At 64.9% G+C, this 13,565-nt stretch carries 11 protein-coding genes; 5 read left to right on the top strand and 6 right to left on the bottom strand.

The window, feature by feature from the left end; translation table 11 throughout:
- Positions 1–31: 31 nt before the first annotated feature.
- Positions 32–1,279 (bottom strand): putative DNA modification/repair radical SAM protein, encoded by a 1,248-nt coding sequence (locus AC3WJR_RS00565; protein ID WP_492721404.1) that lies wholly within the window; start codon positions 1,277–1,279, stop codon positions 32–34.
- 82 nt (positions 1,280–1,361) lie between these two features.
- Between AC3WJR_RS00565 and AC3WJR_RS00560 the strand changes: the two genes are divergently transcribed.
- Together AC3WJR_RS00560 and AC3WJR_RS00555 are read left to right on the top strand one after the other, a co-directional pair.
- Complete coding sequence (locus tag AC3WJR_RS00560) at positions 1,362–2,624, top strand: hypothetical protein (protein WP_492721402.1); 1,263 nt, start codon at positions 1,362–1,364, stop codon at positions 2,622–2,624.
- 16 nt (positions 2,625–2,640) lie between these two features.
- Positions 2,641–2,940 (top strand): hypothetical protein, encoded by a 300-nt coding sequence (locus AC3WJR_RS00555; RefSeq protein ID WP_492721401.1) that lies wholly within the window; start codon positions 2,641–2,643, stop codon positions 2,938–2,940.
- A gap of 67 nt (positions 2,941–3,007) precedes the next feature.
- On the opposite strand, the gene pheT is transcribed toward AC3WJR_RS00555, so the two are convergent.
- From pheT to rpmI, 4 genes are all read right to left on the bottom strand, one after another.
- Positions 3,008–5,371: a phenylalanine--tRNA ligase subunit beta gene (gene pheT, locus AC3WJR_RS00550; RefSeq protein WP_492721400.1), complete on the bottom strand. Its 2,364-nt coding sequence runs from the start codon at positions 5,369–5,371 to the stop codon at positions 3,008–3,010.
- Positions 5,368–6,453: a phenylalanine--tRNA ligase subunit alpha gene (gene pheS / locus AC3WJR_RS00545; RefSeq protein ID WP_492721398.1), complete on the bottom strand. Its 1,086-nt coding sequence runs from the start codon at positions 6,451–6,453 to the stop codon at positions 5,368–5,370. Before pheS ends, pheT begins: the two co-directional genes overlap by 4 nt.
- Positions 6,454–6,788: 335 nt before the next feature.
- Positions 6,789–7,154 (bottom strand): 50S ribosomal protein L20, encoded by a 366-nt coding sequence (gene rplT, locus AC3WJR_RS00540; protein WP_010161044.1) that lies wholly within the window; start codon positions 7,152–7,154, stop codon positions 6,789–6,791.
- 17 nt (positions 7,155–7,171) lie between these two features.
- Positions 7,172–7,375: a 50S ribosomal protein L35 gene (rpmI, locus tag AC3WJR_RS00535; protein ID WP_131532218.1), complete on the bottom strand. Its 204-nt coding sequence runs from the start codon at positions 7,373–7,375 to the stop codon at positions 7,172–7,174.
- Positions 7,376–7,541: 166 nt separating this feature from the next.
- Here rpmI and AC3WJR_RS00530 point away from each other — a divergent pair, with 166 nt between their 5' ends.
- Entirely contained in the window at positions 7,542–9,677 is a 2,136-nt protein-coding gene (locus AC3WJR_RS00530; protein WP_492721395.1) for an AsmA family protein, read from the top strand.
- Positions 9,678–9,700: 23 nt separating this feature from the next.
- On the opposite strand, the gene hisN is transcribed toward AC3WJR_RS00530, so the two are convergent.
- The gene (gene hisN / locus AC3WJR_RS00525) at positions 9,701–10,486 is read right to left on the bottom strand and encodes a histidinol-phosphatase (protein WP_492724080.1); all 786 of its coding nucleotides are present in this window, start codon (positions 10,484–10,486) and stop codon (positions 9,701–9,703) included.
- A gap of 211 nt (positions 10,487–10,697) precedes the next feature.
- Here hisN and AC3WJR_RS00520 point away from each other — a divergent pair, with 211 nt between their 5' ends.
- Both AC3WJR_RS00520 and AC3WJR_RS00515 read left to right on the top strand, forming a co-directional pair.
- Complete coding sequence (locus AC3WJR_RS00520) at positions 10,698–11,717, top strand: GGDEF domain-containing protein (protein ID WP_492721393.1); 1,020 nt, start codon at positions 10,698–10,700, stop codon at positions 11,715–11,717.
- A gap of 380 nt (positions 11,718–12,097) precedes the next feature.
- Positions 12,098–13,558, top strand: a complete 1,461-nt coding sequence (locus tag AC3WJR_RS00515) for a S41 family peptidase (RefSeq protein WP_492721391.1) — start codon at positions 12,098–12,100, stop codon at positions 13,556–13,558.
- Positions 13,559–13,565 lie beyond the last annotated feature (7 nt).

Below are 13,565 nucleotides of genomic sequence, written 5' to 3'. Positions count from 1 at the left end.
TCCTGTTCTCTCCCGTTCGGTCGATGGACCGTCAGGCGAACAACTCCAGTTGCTTGACCTTGGGTGCAACGACCGGACGCAATTCCGCCTTGTCGCTGAGCGCAACCGGACGCCAGTCCTCCGCGATCAGGAACGGGCGCAGCTTGGTGATCGACACCGTCAGCCGCGCGACGTCGGCCAGATGCAGCCGCCGCCAGCGCCGCGCGGCAAGGATCGAGGTAACCGCCTTCACGCCCAGCCCCGGGACGCGCAGCAGCCGTTCGCGCGGCGCACGGTTGACGTCGACCGGGAAGATGTCGCGATGCTTGAGCGCCCAGGCGAGCTTGGGGTCGATGTCGAGCGGAAGCATCCCCGTGGTCTCGTCGGCTGCCGCGACGACTTCCTTCGAGGTATAGCCGTAGAAGCGCATCAGCCAGTCGGACTGGTACAGGCGATGTTCGCGCATCAGCGGCGGGCGCTGGAGCGGGAGCACGGTGCTGGCGTCGGGGATCGGGCTGAACGCCGAATAATAGACGCGGCGCAGATCGAAGCTGTCGTACAGCGTCGAGGCGCGCAGCACGATGTCGCCATCGGTCGCCGCATCCGCGCCCACGATCATCTGAGTCGATTGTCCTGCTGGTGCGAAACGCGGCGCGGACTTGAACTTCTTGCGCGCATCGGTCGCGTCGATGATCGAGGACTTCGTCTCCGCCATCGCATCCTCGATCCGCACCGCCGACTTTTCGGGCGCGAGCCGCTTCAATCCCGACACGGTCGGCAGCTCGACGTTGATCGACAGGCGATCGGCATGGAGCCCCGCCTGTTCGACCAGCGCGGGGTCGGCGTCGGGGATCGTCTTCAAATGGATATAGCCGCGGAAATCATGATCCTCGCGCAAGCTGCGCGCGACCTCGACCATCTGCTCCATCGTATAGTTGGACGATCCGATGATCCCCGAGGACAGGAACAGTCCCTCGATGTAATTGCGTTTGTAGAAGGACAAGGTGAGGTGGACGACCTCCTGCGCGGTGAAGCGCGCGCGGCGGACGTTCGAGCTTTTGCGGTTGATGCAATAATGGCAGTCGAAGATGCAGCTGTTGGTCAGCAGGATCTTGAGCAGCGAAATGCACCGGCCGTCGGGCGCATAAGCGTGGCAGATCCCCATCCCGCCGTCGGTCGACCCGACGCCCTTGCTGTCGCGCGAACTGCGTTTCACCGACCCCGACGACGCACAGGAAGCATCATATTTCGCGGCATCCGCGAGGATCGCCAATTTGCTCTGAACATCCAGTTGCGCCATGCTGTTCCTTATACGTTCTTTTCGCACACTGTCGACGAAATAGCTGCGCCGGGATAAGACGTTGCGGGATTTGGGGGCGCTTATGACCGAACGGTGGACGCAGCGGATCGATCCGCGCTGGGTGCTTGCGCTCACCTGCCTGCTAGGCTGGGCGTTCAAGGGGCATTGCGGCGCGGCGTGGGGCGGATCGATCCAATATGTCACCGGCTGCTACAGCGACGCGGTGCCGTTCTGGGGTTTGCGCGGCGTGTCCGCGGGGCAAGTCCCGTACCTCGAGGCGCGGATGGAATATCCGGTTCTGACGGGGCTGCTGATCTGGATCGAAGGGTTCGTCACCCGAACTGTCTTCGGCGCAAGCGCGACCGCCGCGCATTTCCTGTTCGTGGTGGCGGCGGTCAATGCCGCGCTTGCCTTCCTGGTGCTCCGGATGCTCCGGCGCGCGGGGGTCGATCGTGCGCGGCAATACGCCTGGGCGGCGGCACCCCCGCTGGTGCTGTATCTCGGGCACAATTGGGACATGCTGGCGGTGACCTTCGCCGTGGCGGCGCTGCTGTCCGCGCGATCCGGGGATACGCCGCGCGCGGCATCGCTTGCCGCACTGGGAAGTGCGGCGAAGCTGTTCCCGGTCCTAATGCTTCCGCTGCTCGGGCTGGGTGCCTTGTTCTCGCGCGGCGGCGGCAGCGTGGCGCGCCGGGTCACGGTGGCGAGCGTGCTGGTTCTGGTCGCGGTCGGGAGCTGGGCGTTGGTCAACCTGCCGGTCGCGGCGATGGCGTTCACCAACTGGTCCGAATTCTACGCTTTCTCGTCCGAGCGAGCAGGTACGGCCGGATCGGTCTGGGAAATCCTGGCGCAATCGGGCTGGTGGGCGACGACGATCCCCGAACGCAACCTGTGGTCCGCGGCGCTGTTCATCGGTGGCGCGGCGCTGATCATCGCCGCAGGGTGGAAGCGGCACGGCGCACACCCCTGGATCCTGTTCGCGCCCCTGCTCGCGTGGTTCCTGCTGACCAACAAGGTCTATTCGCCGCAATTCGACCTGTGGCTATATCCGGTGCTGCTGCTGACGAGCTATCGCTTGTGGCCGGTCGCATGGTTCGCGGTGGCGGATGTCGCCGCCTATTTCGCAGAATTCTGGTATTTTGCCGGGCTCGACGGCCAGCGTCCTGCAGCAACGCTGTCCGATATCGCGCTGGCGGCGGGATTCCGCGCGGGCGCGATGCTGTGGATTATTGGCGCGGCATTGGTCCGCCCGGCACCGCTTTGGATCGAAACAGGTCCGTCATCGACCGACGACGTTCATTCTATTGCAACGTTACCGAACCTACGCCGTTACGGTCGACAATAAATTCAAGGGTATTCCGATGCGTAAACTCCTGCTCTCGCTCGCCGCCGCGTCGCTCGTCGTTCCGGTCAGCATGGCCATGCCGACCACCAAGGCCGAAGCCAAGAAGCGCTATTATGCCAAGTCGCGCCGCCACGTCCGCACCTGCCGCCATTCGAGCGGAACCACCGGGCTCGTCGCGGGCGGCGTCGGCGGTGCATTGCTCGGGAACAAGGTGCTCGGTGGCGGTGCGCTCGGCACGATCGCTGGCGGCGTCGGCGGGGCGTTCGCCGGTCGCGCGGTCGATCGCACGATCACCGCAAAGAACCGTTGCCGCTAAGCATCGGATCGCCTTGATCTGAGGGAAAGGCCGATCGATCGCGACGCGATCGGTCGGCCTTTTCTATTTACCCGCGCAAGCTCGCGCCGAGCTTCGCCGCCGCCGCGACGACCTTGTCCGCGACTGCCTTCAGCGCCGCCTCGGTGAAGCTCTTGTCGCCCGGCTGGAGCGTGACCTCGACCGCGATGCTCTTGTGCCCCGGCTCGACGCCGGTCCCAGTGAAGACGTCGAACACGCGCGCCCCGACGATCGCCGCCTTGTCCGCCCCGCGCGCCGCGCGCACCAGCGCCTCGCCCGAGACGCTGTCGGGCACGAGGAACGCAAAGTCGCGCCGTACCGCCTGCAACGCCGGCGGCGCATAGGCCGCACGCGCGAAGCTCGACGCGCGCTTGGCGGGGATCGCATCAAGGTACAGCTCGACCGCCGCGACCGGACCATCGACGTCGAACGCGCGCGTCGTCAGCGGGTGAACCATGCCGAACGCCGCGAGCACCGTCTTCGGCCCGAGCCGCAGCGTGCCCGACTGGCCGGGATGCCACGCATCGCCAGCCTCGCCCATCACTTGCAGGTTATCGACCGGCGCACCCGCCGCCGCCAGCAACGCGAGCGCCTCGGCCTTGGCGTCATAAGCAGTGAACTGAGTCGCCTTGCCGTCCTGCCAGCCGCGTGGGCGTGCCTCGCCCGCGAGCACCACGCCGAGGGTAGGCCGTTCGCCATCGGCGAGATAGCGTCGCCCAAGTTCGAACAGCCGGACGCCACCGGCGCCGCGCTTCATGTTGCGCTCCGCCGCCGCCAGCAGGCCGGGGAGAAGCGACGGACGCATCACCTTGAGCTCCTCGCTGATCGGGTTGGCGAGCGTCCACGATGCCCCACCGATCGCGGTCGCCTGTGCCTCCGACAGGAAGCTCCAGGTGATCGTCTCGTTGAGCCCCCGCGCAGCCGCCGCACGACGGACACGGCTTTCGATCTTCTGCGCCGGCGTCGCGGTCGGCTTTGCCACCCCCGCAGCGCGCGGCAGCGGGGTCGCCGGGACCGAATCGATCCCGACGATGCGGATTACTTCCTCGACCAGATCGGCCGGGCCATCCACGTCACGCCGCGCGGGCGGCGGCAGGACGGTCCAGTCGTCCTCGACCGTGAAGCCGAGCGCGGTCAGGATCTCGCGCTGGCGCTCCGGCGCAACCGCAAGACCACCGAGCGTCTCCGCGCGGGCGGGATCATAAGCGATCCGCTTGCGCGTCGTCGGCGGGGTGCCCGAATGGGTCGGTTCGGTCGCGCTGCCGCCGCACAGGTCGAGCACCATCCGTGTCGCGATCGCCAGCCCTTCCTCGAGGAACGCCGGGTCCACGCCGCGCTCGAACCGCGAGCGCGCATCCGAAGTCAGCATCAGCGCCTGACCGGTCCGCGCGATCGAATCCGGGTCGAAATAGGCGCATTCGATCACGACGTCAGTCGTCTCGGGGGTGACGCCCGAATCCTCGCCGCCCATGATCCCGCCGATGTCGTGGACATGCTCTGCATCTGCGATCACCGTCATCGTCTCGGCAAGCGTATAGGTCTTGCCATTGAGCGCGAGCACCTGCTCGCCCGCGGTCGCCTTGCGCGCGACGAGTCCGCCCGACAGCTTGGCGCGGTCATAGACGTGCAAGGGTCGCCCGAGATCGAACATCACGTAATTGGTGATGTCGACCAAGGTGGAGATCGACCGCTGACCGATCGCGGTCAGGCGGCGGCGCATCCATTCGGGCGCGGTGCCGTTGACGAGCCCGCTGACGCCCTGCGCGAAGAAAGCGGGGCAGCCCTCGGCATCGTCGGTACGCACGTCGGGGCCTGCGCCCGCGCCCGCAACCGGCGCATAAGCGAGCGGCTTCGCAGTGCCGAGCCCGGCGGCGACCAGATCGAGCGCGATCCCGCGCACGCCCATGCAATCCGGGCGGTTGGGGAGGACGTTGACCTCGATCACCGGGTCGTTGAGCCCGGCGTAATCGGGATAGGCCATGCCGATCGGCGCATCGGCAGGAAGCTCGATGATCCCGTCATGCTCCTCGCCAAGCTCGAGTTCGCGCGTCGAACACATCATGCCGTTCGATTCGACCCCGCGGATCGCCGCAACCTTGAGCACCATACCGTTCGACGGCACCGTCGCGCCGGGCGCACCGAACACACCCACGAGGCCAGCGCGCGCATTGGGCGCCCCGCAGACGACCTGAAGCGGGCCATCGCCAGCATCGACGCTCAGCACCTGCAGCTTGTCCGCCTGCGGATGCGGCGCGGCGCTCAGCACCTTCGCGACGCGGAACGCGGCGAGTGTCGCGCCGGGGTTCTCGACGCCCTCGACCTCGAGGCCGATCCGCGTCAGCGTCTCGACGATCGTGTCGAGCGAGGCGTCGGTGTCGATATGCTGCTTGAGCCAGTCGAGCGTAACCTTCATGCGCCGACTCCCTGGCTCAGCGTGGGCACGTCGAGTGCCGAAAAACCGTAATGCTTGATCCAGCGCGCATCGCCTTCGAAGAACGGGCGCAGATCATCCATGCCATATTTGAGCATCGCGAGCCGATCGACCCCGACCCCGAAGGCGAAGCCCTGCCACTCGTTCGGATCGAGCCCGCACGCGGCGATCACCTTGGGGTGCACCATCCCGCTACCGAGCAACTCCATCCAGCCCTCGGACCCGCCAAGCACGCGGCGGCCCTTCTCCATCGTCCAGCCGACATCGACCTCGGCCGAGGGTTCGGTGAACGGGAAGTAGCTCGGGCGCAGGCGGAGCACGATGTCGTCGCGCTCGAAGAACGCCTTGAGGAAGGTCTCGAGCGTCCATTTGAGATGACCGAGCGTGATGCCCTTGTCGATCACCAGCCCCTCGATCTGGTGGAACATCGGCGTGTGCGTCGCGTCCCAGTCCGAGCGATAGACCCGGCCCGGCGCGATGATGCGGATCGGCGGCTCCTGCCCCATCATCGTACGGATCTGCACGGGGGAAGTGTGCGTGCGCAGCACCTTGGCCTCTTCGTCCTCGCTCGCCTTCAGGTAGAAGGTGTCGTGCATTGCACGCGCAGGATGGCTCTCGGGCATGTTGAGCGCGGTGAAATTATGCCACTGGTCCTCGATCTCGGGCCCGGTCGCGACCGCGAAGCCCAGATCGGCAAAGATCTCCGCCATCTCGTCGAGCACCTGGCTGACCGGATGGACCGACCCCTGTGGTGCCGCGTCGGCGGGGAGCGTCATGTCGATCGTCTCGCGCGCGAGGCGCGCGTCGAGCTCGGCACGGTCGAGCGCGGCCTTGCGCGCGGCAATCGCTGTGGTCACCGCCTCGCGCACGCCCTGAATGCGCGGGCCCTGCTCGAGCCGCTCGTCGGGCGACATCTTGCCGAGCGTCTTGAGCAGCGCGGTGATGCTCCCCTGCTTGCCGAGCAGGCCGACGCGCAGGGATTCCAGCGCGACCGCGTCGGCTTCGCCGATCGACGGCAACAGCGATTCTATCTCGGCAAGGTCAGCCACACATATCTCCGTCATTCCCGCAAAGGCGGGAAGCCATTATGGGTGACGCCGTAGCGGGAGGGGAAGCCCTTGATCAACCCTGCGCGATGCTGATGCAGCCGGCCAGGGAGGGTCGAGGTAACGCCGACGCACAGCTGTCCTTCAAAACCGTCCGTCATCCTGAACTGGTTTCAGGATCCAGCCCTCCGCGAGTTCGGACTAAGCCTGTTGCGCGGTGGATGCTGAAACAAGTTCAGCATGACGGCAGCGCTCGGAGCACGGGATGACCGCTCTAGGAAACGCCCCCAAAACAAAAAAGGGCGCCGGTGTTGCCACCGACGCCCAAATCTTCGTCTCGCGACAGGTCGCCCTCAGGCTGCCTGGGGCAGAGCCGCCTTCGCCTGCGCGATGATGGCGCTGAATGCGGCACCCTCGTGCATCGCGAGATCCGCGAGGACCTTGCGGTCGAGTTCGACGCCAGCGAGCTTCAGGCCATGCATGAAGACGCCGTAGGTCAGACCCTCGACGCGGACCGCTGCGTTGATACGCTGGATCCACAGGGCGCGGAAGTTGCGCTTCTTAACCTTGCGGTCGCGATACGCATACTGGCCGGCCTTCTCGACCGCCTGACGGGCGATACGGATCGTGTTCTTGCGACGGCCATAATAGCCCTTCGCCAGATTGAGGATCCGCTTGTGCTTTGCGTGGGTGGTTACACCCCGTTTTACGCGTGCCATTCTCTAATTCCTTCCGCTCAGCCGAGACCGTAAGGCGCCCACGCCTTAACAGCAGCCGTGTCGGCCTTGGACAGCACCTTGGTGCGGCGATTCTGGCGGATGTACTTTGCGTTGTGGCTCATCAACCGGTGGCGCTTGCCAGCAACGCCGTGCTTCAGCAGGCCGCTCGCGGTGAGCTTGAAGCGCTTTTTAACGCCGCTCTTCGTCTTGAGTTTGGGCATTTTCGTCCTTTCAGTTTTGCGACGATCTATGAACGGCCACGGCAGCCCATACCGGCCGGGCAGTTCCTCTTACTCGCAGGAAAGCGGGCGCATACCCGGCCCCTTGCGAAAACGCAACTGCAGATGCGCAGAGGAACGATTACGGCTGGCGAACGGTTTGATCGCGATGGACGCCGCACCCTCCCCGCCCGCTGCCGCGCCCGCGGCGCCCCATTCGCCAGTCGCCCGACGGCGGAACTGGGGAAAGATTGCCCGCAACACGCTGATCGGCCTGGTCGTCGCTGTGTTCCTCGTATGGCTGGTGCTGTATATCACCAAGGGGCGTTTCCTGCGCGGACCGTTCGAGCGGATCGTGTCTTCGGCGACGCATCGGCAGGTCAAGGTGCCTGGCGACTTTCAACTGTATTTCGATCCGATCACGATCCATTTCCGTGCCGATGGAATGACGATCTCCAACCCGACCTATGCGTCGCGGCCCAATCTGTTCGAAGCCAAGCGAATTGATGCGCGAATCGCGCCCTTGTCGATGTTGTTCGGGAAACGCCGTTTCTATACGCTCGATCTGACCGATGGCGCGGTCGACCTCGAATGGAATCGCGATCACAGCCACAACAGTTGGACGTTCAGCGACAAGAAGGGCGGCAAGCCGCTCGACTTCCCCCGGATCGACATCGCAACGGTGGCGGGAACGACGTTGCGCTATCTCGATCCCCGGATGCGCCTGCGCACCGATATCGCATTCCAGACGATCACCTCGACCGACGCGAAGATTGGCAAGTCGGTGCGGTTCAAAGGCGACGGCAAGGTCCGCGACACGCCATTCACGCTGACGGGCAAGTTGTTGTCGCCAGACGCGACGGTCGCACGCGGCAAGAACAAGCTCGAACTTGCCGCCGATGCGGCGCACAACCACATCACCGTTGCGGGCACGCTCCCAAGCATCGCGGATATCGAGAACGTCCCGCTGGCGGTGACGTCGCGCGGGCGCAATCTTGCCGAACTGCTCGACATCATTGGCGTCGCGATCCCGCGCACCCGGACCTATGCGGTCAAGGCGACCTTGACCAAGGACGACACCACCTATGCCTTCACGCGCCTGACCGGGCGGTTCGGCGACAGCGATATCGAAGGCAAGTTCACCGTCCGCAACATCGAGCCGCGGCTCCACATCGGTGCCGTGCTGACCACGCGCAAGCTCGACATCATCGATGCTGCACCATTCATCGGCTACAACCCCGACATCGTCGCCACCAAGGGCGCGGTCGCTGCGGCGGCGAGCAGCGGCGCGGCTCCTGCGCGGCTGCTCCCGGATGCGGAAATCCCGGTCGAGACGCTCAAGAATTTCAACGCCGACTTGCGCTACAAAGTTGGCGTCGTGCGCTCGAAGAACGTCCCCGTCTCGAACATCGACCTGACGCTGTCGCTCAAGGACAGCCTGCTCAAACTGTCGCCCCTGACCTTCGTGATGGCGCGCGGCGATGTCGCTTCGGACATTACGATCGACGCCCGCCGTCGCCCGGCGCACGACACTTATGATATTCGGCTCGCGCCGACTCCGATGGCGCGCCTGCTGGCGGGCTATGGTGTCGCGGAGGCGGGAACGAGCGGCGTGATCAAGGGGCGGATCCTGCTCGAAGGCGACGGCGACTCGCTTCACGATTCGCTGGCAACGTCGCATGGGCGGATCGCGTTCGTCATGCCGGGCGGTTCCTTCTGGACCCGCAACGTGCAGCTGTCCGAACTCGACGTGGGTACGTTCGTCCAGAAGCTGTTCCAAGGGAAACTCAAGGAACCGGTCAAGATCAATTGCGGGTTGATCGGCTTCACCGTGCGCGGCGGCGTGGCAGCGGCGGACCCAATCCTGATCGATACCGAAAAGAACATCATCGTCGGTCGCGGCGGGTTCAGCTTCAAATCGGAACAGCTCGATCTGGCCATCCGCGCGGACGGCAAGCGGTTCAGCTTCCTGTCGGCACAATCCCCGATCGGCCTGAACGGCAGCTTTGCCAAGCCCGGCTATAGCGTGGTCAGTCCGCAACTCGTCGGCCGTGCCGGTGCTGCGCTGGGGTTGAGCGTCATCGGTACACCGGTCGCCGGGCTACTAGCGTTCGTCGACATCGGCGATGCAAAGGCGGCGCAATGCGGCCCCGTGCTGGCCGCCGCCCCGGCCACCGCACAGCGCACAATCAAAGGCGAACAGCGCGACGACGTCGGGCATGGCACCACCGCGAAGGCCGAGAACGGCAAAAAGACCGCCGGAGAGCGGTCGGGGCAGCGCAAGAAATTCCTCGGGATCTTCTAAACGCGACTAGGCGGCGGGTACGCTCAATGCCCGCCGCGACAGGCCAGCGCCTCGAGGATTTCCTCGACCCGTGCAGGATCGCCCACCGCAACCACTTCACCGACGCTGTCGGCGGTCAGCGGATCACCCGCCCAGTCGCACATCTGCCCGCCCGCGCCCTCTACGATCGGCACCAGCGCCGCAAAATCGTGCAATTTCAGTTCTGCCTCGACCACCACGTCGAGCCACCCGCTCGCGACACAGCCGTAGTTGTAGCAATCCCCCCCGAGCACCGTACTGCGTACCTTGGCATCGAGGTGCTCGAACGCATGGAGTTGGTCGTCCTGGAACAGCGCGGGTGACGTCGTGGCGAGCAATGCCTCGCCGAGATCCTTGCAGCGCCGAGTCGTCGCGGGCTTGCCGTTGAACAGTGTGGGCTTGCCGGTTGTCCCGACCCAGCGTTCGCCAATGATCGGCTGATCGATCACGCCCAGCATCGGCCACCCGTCGACCACCAACGCAATCAACGTCCCGAAGATCGGCCGGCCCGAAATGAATGCCCGCGTCCCGTCGATCGGATCCAGCACCCAGGCGCGGCCCGACGTCCCCTCGCGCACGCCATATTCCTCGCCGATAATCGCATCGTCGGGGAAGGCCTTTTCGATCAGCGACCGCATCGCAGCCTCGGCCGCGCGGTCGGCGAGCGTCACGGGCGACGCATCGCCCTTCATCTCAAGTCCTTGTTCTGTCCGCCAATACGGACGGATGGCGGCCCCGGCGGCGTCGGCGAGCGCGGCGGCGAGGGCGAGATCGGATTCGGTAATGCGCATCATGCCTGCCTAATCGGGCTGGCCCGAAACCGCCAGTCCGCGCACATCGCAAACGACCGAGAGGATCGTGCGGACAAAGCATGCCGACCCGCGATCTGGCGAAACATCGTTTCGTTGCGGTCACGCTAAATTAGCAGTTTCGGAATAAGCCCTCGCTTTGGGGAAGCAGTCGTGGCTGAACGACGCTGGGTGGCAAGGACGCATGGGAACGATGGCCACGGCAAGGGACGTACGACTGGAAACGGTCGAGTACCGCGCCGATCAGGTGTTCGGTCAGATCGGTCGATTCCTCGCGCAGCACCATCTCAGCCCCGATCCGCTCCATTACGCCTTCGCCCATCGCGTGATCAGCCATCCCGACGGGGTGCTGGCAAAGTCAGTCGCGGCGCTGACCGAAGGCGGCATCCGTCTGACCGCCCGCGACATCGAGAAACTCGGCGGCCAGGTGGCGGCCACGCCGGTGTCGGGAGGCCCGCCCACCGCCGACCCCGTCGAAGGACTTGTTGCGCAGACGCAGATGCAGGTCGAGGGCTTCACCGATATGATGCACGCGATTCGTGAGGAAACGCAGGGGTTCGGACGGGATCTGGCAGCGAGCGCGAATGCGATGCGCACGACCGACAACAATGGCGACATCGTGCGATTGACCGAGGTGATGCTGGATCGGGTGCAATCCGCAGAGGCGCGTCTCGCCGCCGCGACGCACGAAGCCGAGGAGTTGCGCCTGAAGCTGGAAGAGGCGCGCAGCAACGCGCGCAGCGACCCGCTCACCAACCTGCCCAACCGCCGCGCTTTCGAGGAAAAGTTCGGCCAGCATGTCGCCGGGGGAAAGAGCGTCTGTCTCGCGGTATGCGACGTGGATCGGTTCAAGCGCGTCAACGATCGATTTGGCCATTCGGTCGGCGACCGTGTTCTCAAGGCGATCGCCGAGACGCTGCTCAAGAACTGCGCCGACCATATGGTCGCGCGCTATGGGGGTGAGGAATTCACCGTCCTGTTCGTCGGGGTATCGCTCGACGAAGCGTATGCCACGCTCGAACGCGCCCGCGCGACGGTTGCGCAAAAACGCTATCGCCTGCGCGAATCCGACGAGCCGCTGGGTGCGGTCACCTTCTCTGCGGGCGTGACGCAGGCGCGACCCTATGAAGGCCTGGGCGCGGTGTTCGGGCGCGCGGACAAGCTGCTGTACGCCGCCAAGGACGGCGGGCGGAACCAGATCCACCGCGTTTAGGAATTTACGCCGATCCTTGGCGCACGGCACCGCTTGGAATTGTGTGGCGAGACACACTTGCAACTTATATCGTTCTATTACAGTGTCTTATAAAACTGGCACGCTCCCTGCAACGTATCACATGTCGGCGATCGGATGGTCCGAAACGCCAACACACAGGGAGATACTATCATGACCACCCGTTTCGAAGCTGTTCAGCGCGTCGCTTTCTCGCTCGTTGCCGCCCTGGTGCTGACCACCGTGCTGGCATCGACCGCCGTTTCGTTCGTCCCGGTCGCATGACCGGGCGGACGTGTTCGACCCATCGCGGTCTTATCTCGTCATAAAGACTGACAGGCGCTCGGATCCGCGTTAGCCTTCCCCCCAAAAGGGGTGACTAAATGGTTCGGGCGCGCGCACAGGTCACCCTCATCACGATCGCAGCACTGCTGTCCGCCTGCGGTGGCGGCGGCGACAGCGGATCAACCGGTGTGGTTCCGGTAGCCGCGACCCCAACCCCGACAGCATCACCCACCCCCACCGCAGCGAGTTGCTCGCTGCGCGACCGGCAGGACTGGGCGGCCAGCCAGTTGCGCGAATGGTATCTGTTTCCGGAAACCCTGCCCGCGACGATCAGCCCCGCAGCCTATACGACGGTATCCGATTACATCGACGCGCTGACCGCCACCGCGCGTGCTCAGCGCAAGGATCGATACTTTACCTATCTGACGTCGATCGCCTCCGAGGACTCTTATTACGCATCGGGCGCGAGCGCCGGTTACGGGTTTCGACTGTCCTATGACGCGGATACCCGACGGATTTACGTTGCAGAAAGCTTCGAGGGCACGACCGCGGTCGCTGCCGGGATCGACCGCGGCGCAGAAATCGTGGCGATCGGGACGAACAGCGCCGACTTGCGCACGGTCGACTCGATCATCGCGACGCAGGGCACCAATGGCATCACTGATGCACTCGGCCCCGATACGGTCGGCACCACGCGCGCCTTCCGCATCACCGACGCAAGCGGCACGCGCATCGTCTCGGTCGCCAAGACCGATTATGCGTTGACCCCGGTGTCGAGCCGATATGGTGCGCAAATCCTGACCGATGCGGGCGAGCCCGTCGGCTATATCAACTTGCGCAGTTTCATTTCGACCGCGGACCCTGCGCTGCGCAGCGCGTTCGAACGATTCAAGGCGGCAGGGGTAAGGCGTGTGATCGTCGATGTCCGCTACAATGGCGGTGGCCTGGTATCGATCGCGGAGTTGTTCGCCAACCTTCTGGGTGGCGCTCGGTCGACCAGCGATGTGATCGACTATACGACATTCCGCCCCGAAAAATCGGCGAACAACGTCACCGCGTTTTTCGCGCCCCAACCGCAATCGATCACGCCGACCAAAATCGCGTTTATCGGGACGGCGGGCACTGCGTCTGCGAGTGAACTCGTGATCGCGCAGGCGATCCCCTATTATCATGCCAACGCCGCGCTGATCGGCACCAACACCTATGGCAAACCCGTGGGGCAGATCGCGCTGGATCGTGCACAATGCGACGACCGGCTGCGCGTCATCGCCTTTTCGCTGCAGAATTCTGCACGACAGGGCGCCTATTACGACGGACTTGGCAGCATCATGGAGGCCAGTTGCCGCGCGGGCGATGATCTGACGCATCAGATGGGTGACCCGCAGGAAGCATCTACCCGCGCTGCACTGGATTATCTCGCCGGACGGAGTTGCACGCCAATCACGGGAACAGCGGGGTCGCAGGGAACCTTGTCGCTGCGGACACCCGCCAAAACACTTGAACTGCTTACGCCCCAACGCCCCGACACCACGCAACGCGAGGTGCCGGGATCGTTCTAGCGCCAGA

It is taken from the genome of Sphingomonas sp. FW306-05-A (assembly GCF_058782275.1).
Note: the sequence above shows the minus strand (reverse complement) of the source record. Positions and strands in the feature narration are given on the sequence as shown.

Coding starts and splice junctions, on each gene's coding strand:
- AC3WJR_RS00565 (WP_492721404.1), bottom strand. CDS start 1,279: ATGGCGCAACTGGATGTTCAGAGCAAATTGGCGATCCTCGCGGATGCC.
- AC3WJR_RS00560 (WP_492721402.1), top strand. CDS start 1,362: ATGACCGAACGGTGGACGCAGCGGATCGATCCGCGCTGGGTGCTTGCG.
- AC3WJR_RS00555 (WP_492721401.1), top strand. CDS start 2,641: ATGCGTAAACTCCTGCTCTCGCTCGCCGCCGCGTCGCTCGTCGTTCCG.
- pheT (WP_492721400.1), bottom strand. CDS start 5,371: ATGAAGGTTACGCTCGACTGGCTCAAGCAGCATATCGACACCGACGCC.
- pheS (WP_492721398.1), bottom strand. CDS start 6,453: ATGACGGAGATATGTGTGGCTGACCTTGCCGAGATAGAATCGCTGTTG.
- rplT (WP_010161044.1), bottom strand. CDS start 7,154: ATGGCACGCGTAAAACGGGGTGTAACCACCCACGCAAAGCACAAGCGG.
- rpmI (WP_131532218.1), bottom strand. CDS start 7,375: ATGCCCAAACTCAAGACGAAGAGCGGCGTTAAAAAGCGCTTCAAGCTC.
- AC3WJR_RS00530 (WP_492721395.1), top strand. CDS start 7,542: ATGGACGCCGCACCCTCCCCGCCCGCTGCCGCGCCCGCGGCGCCCCAT.
- hisN (WP_492724080.1), bottom strand. CDS start 10,486: ATGCGCATTACCGAATCCGATCTCGCCCTCGCCGCCGCGCTCGCCGAC.
- AC3WJR_RS00520 (WP_492721393.1), top strand. CDS start 10,698: ATGGCCACGGCAAGGGACGTACGACTGGAAACGGTCGAGTACCGCGCC.
- AC3WJR_RS00515 (WP_492721391.1), top strand. CDS start 12,098: ATGGTTCGGGCGCGCGCACAGGTCACCCTCATCACGATCGCAGCACTG.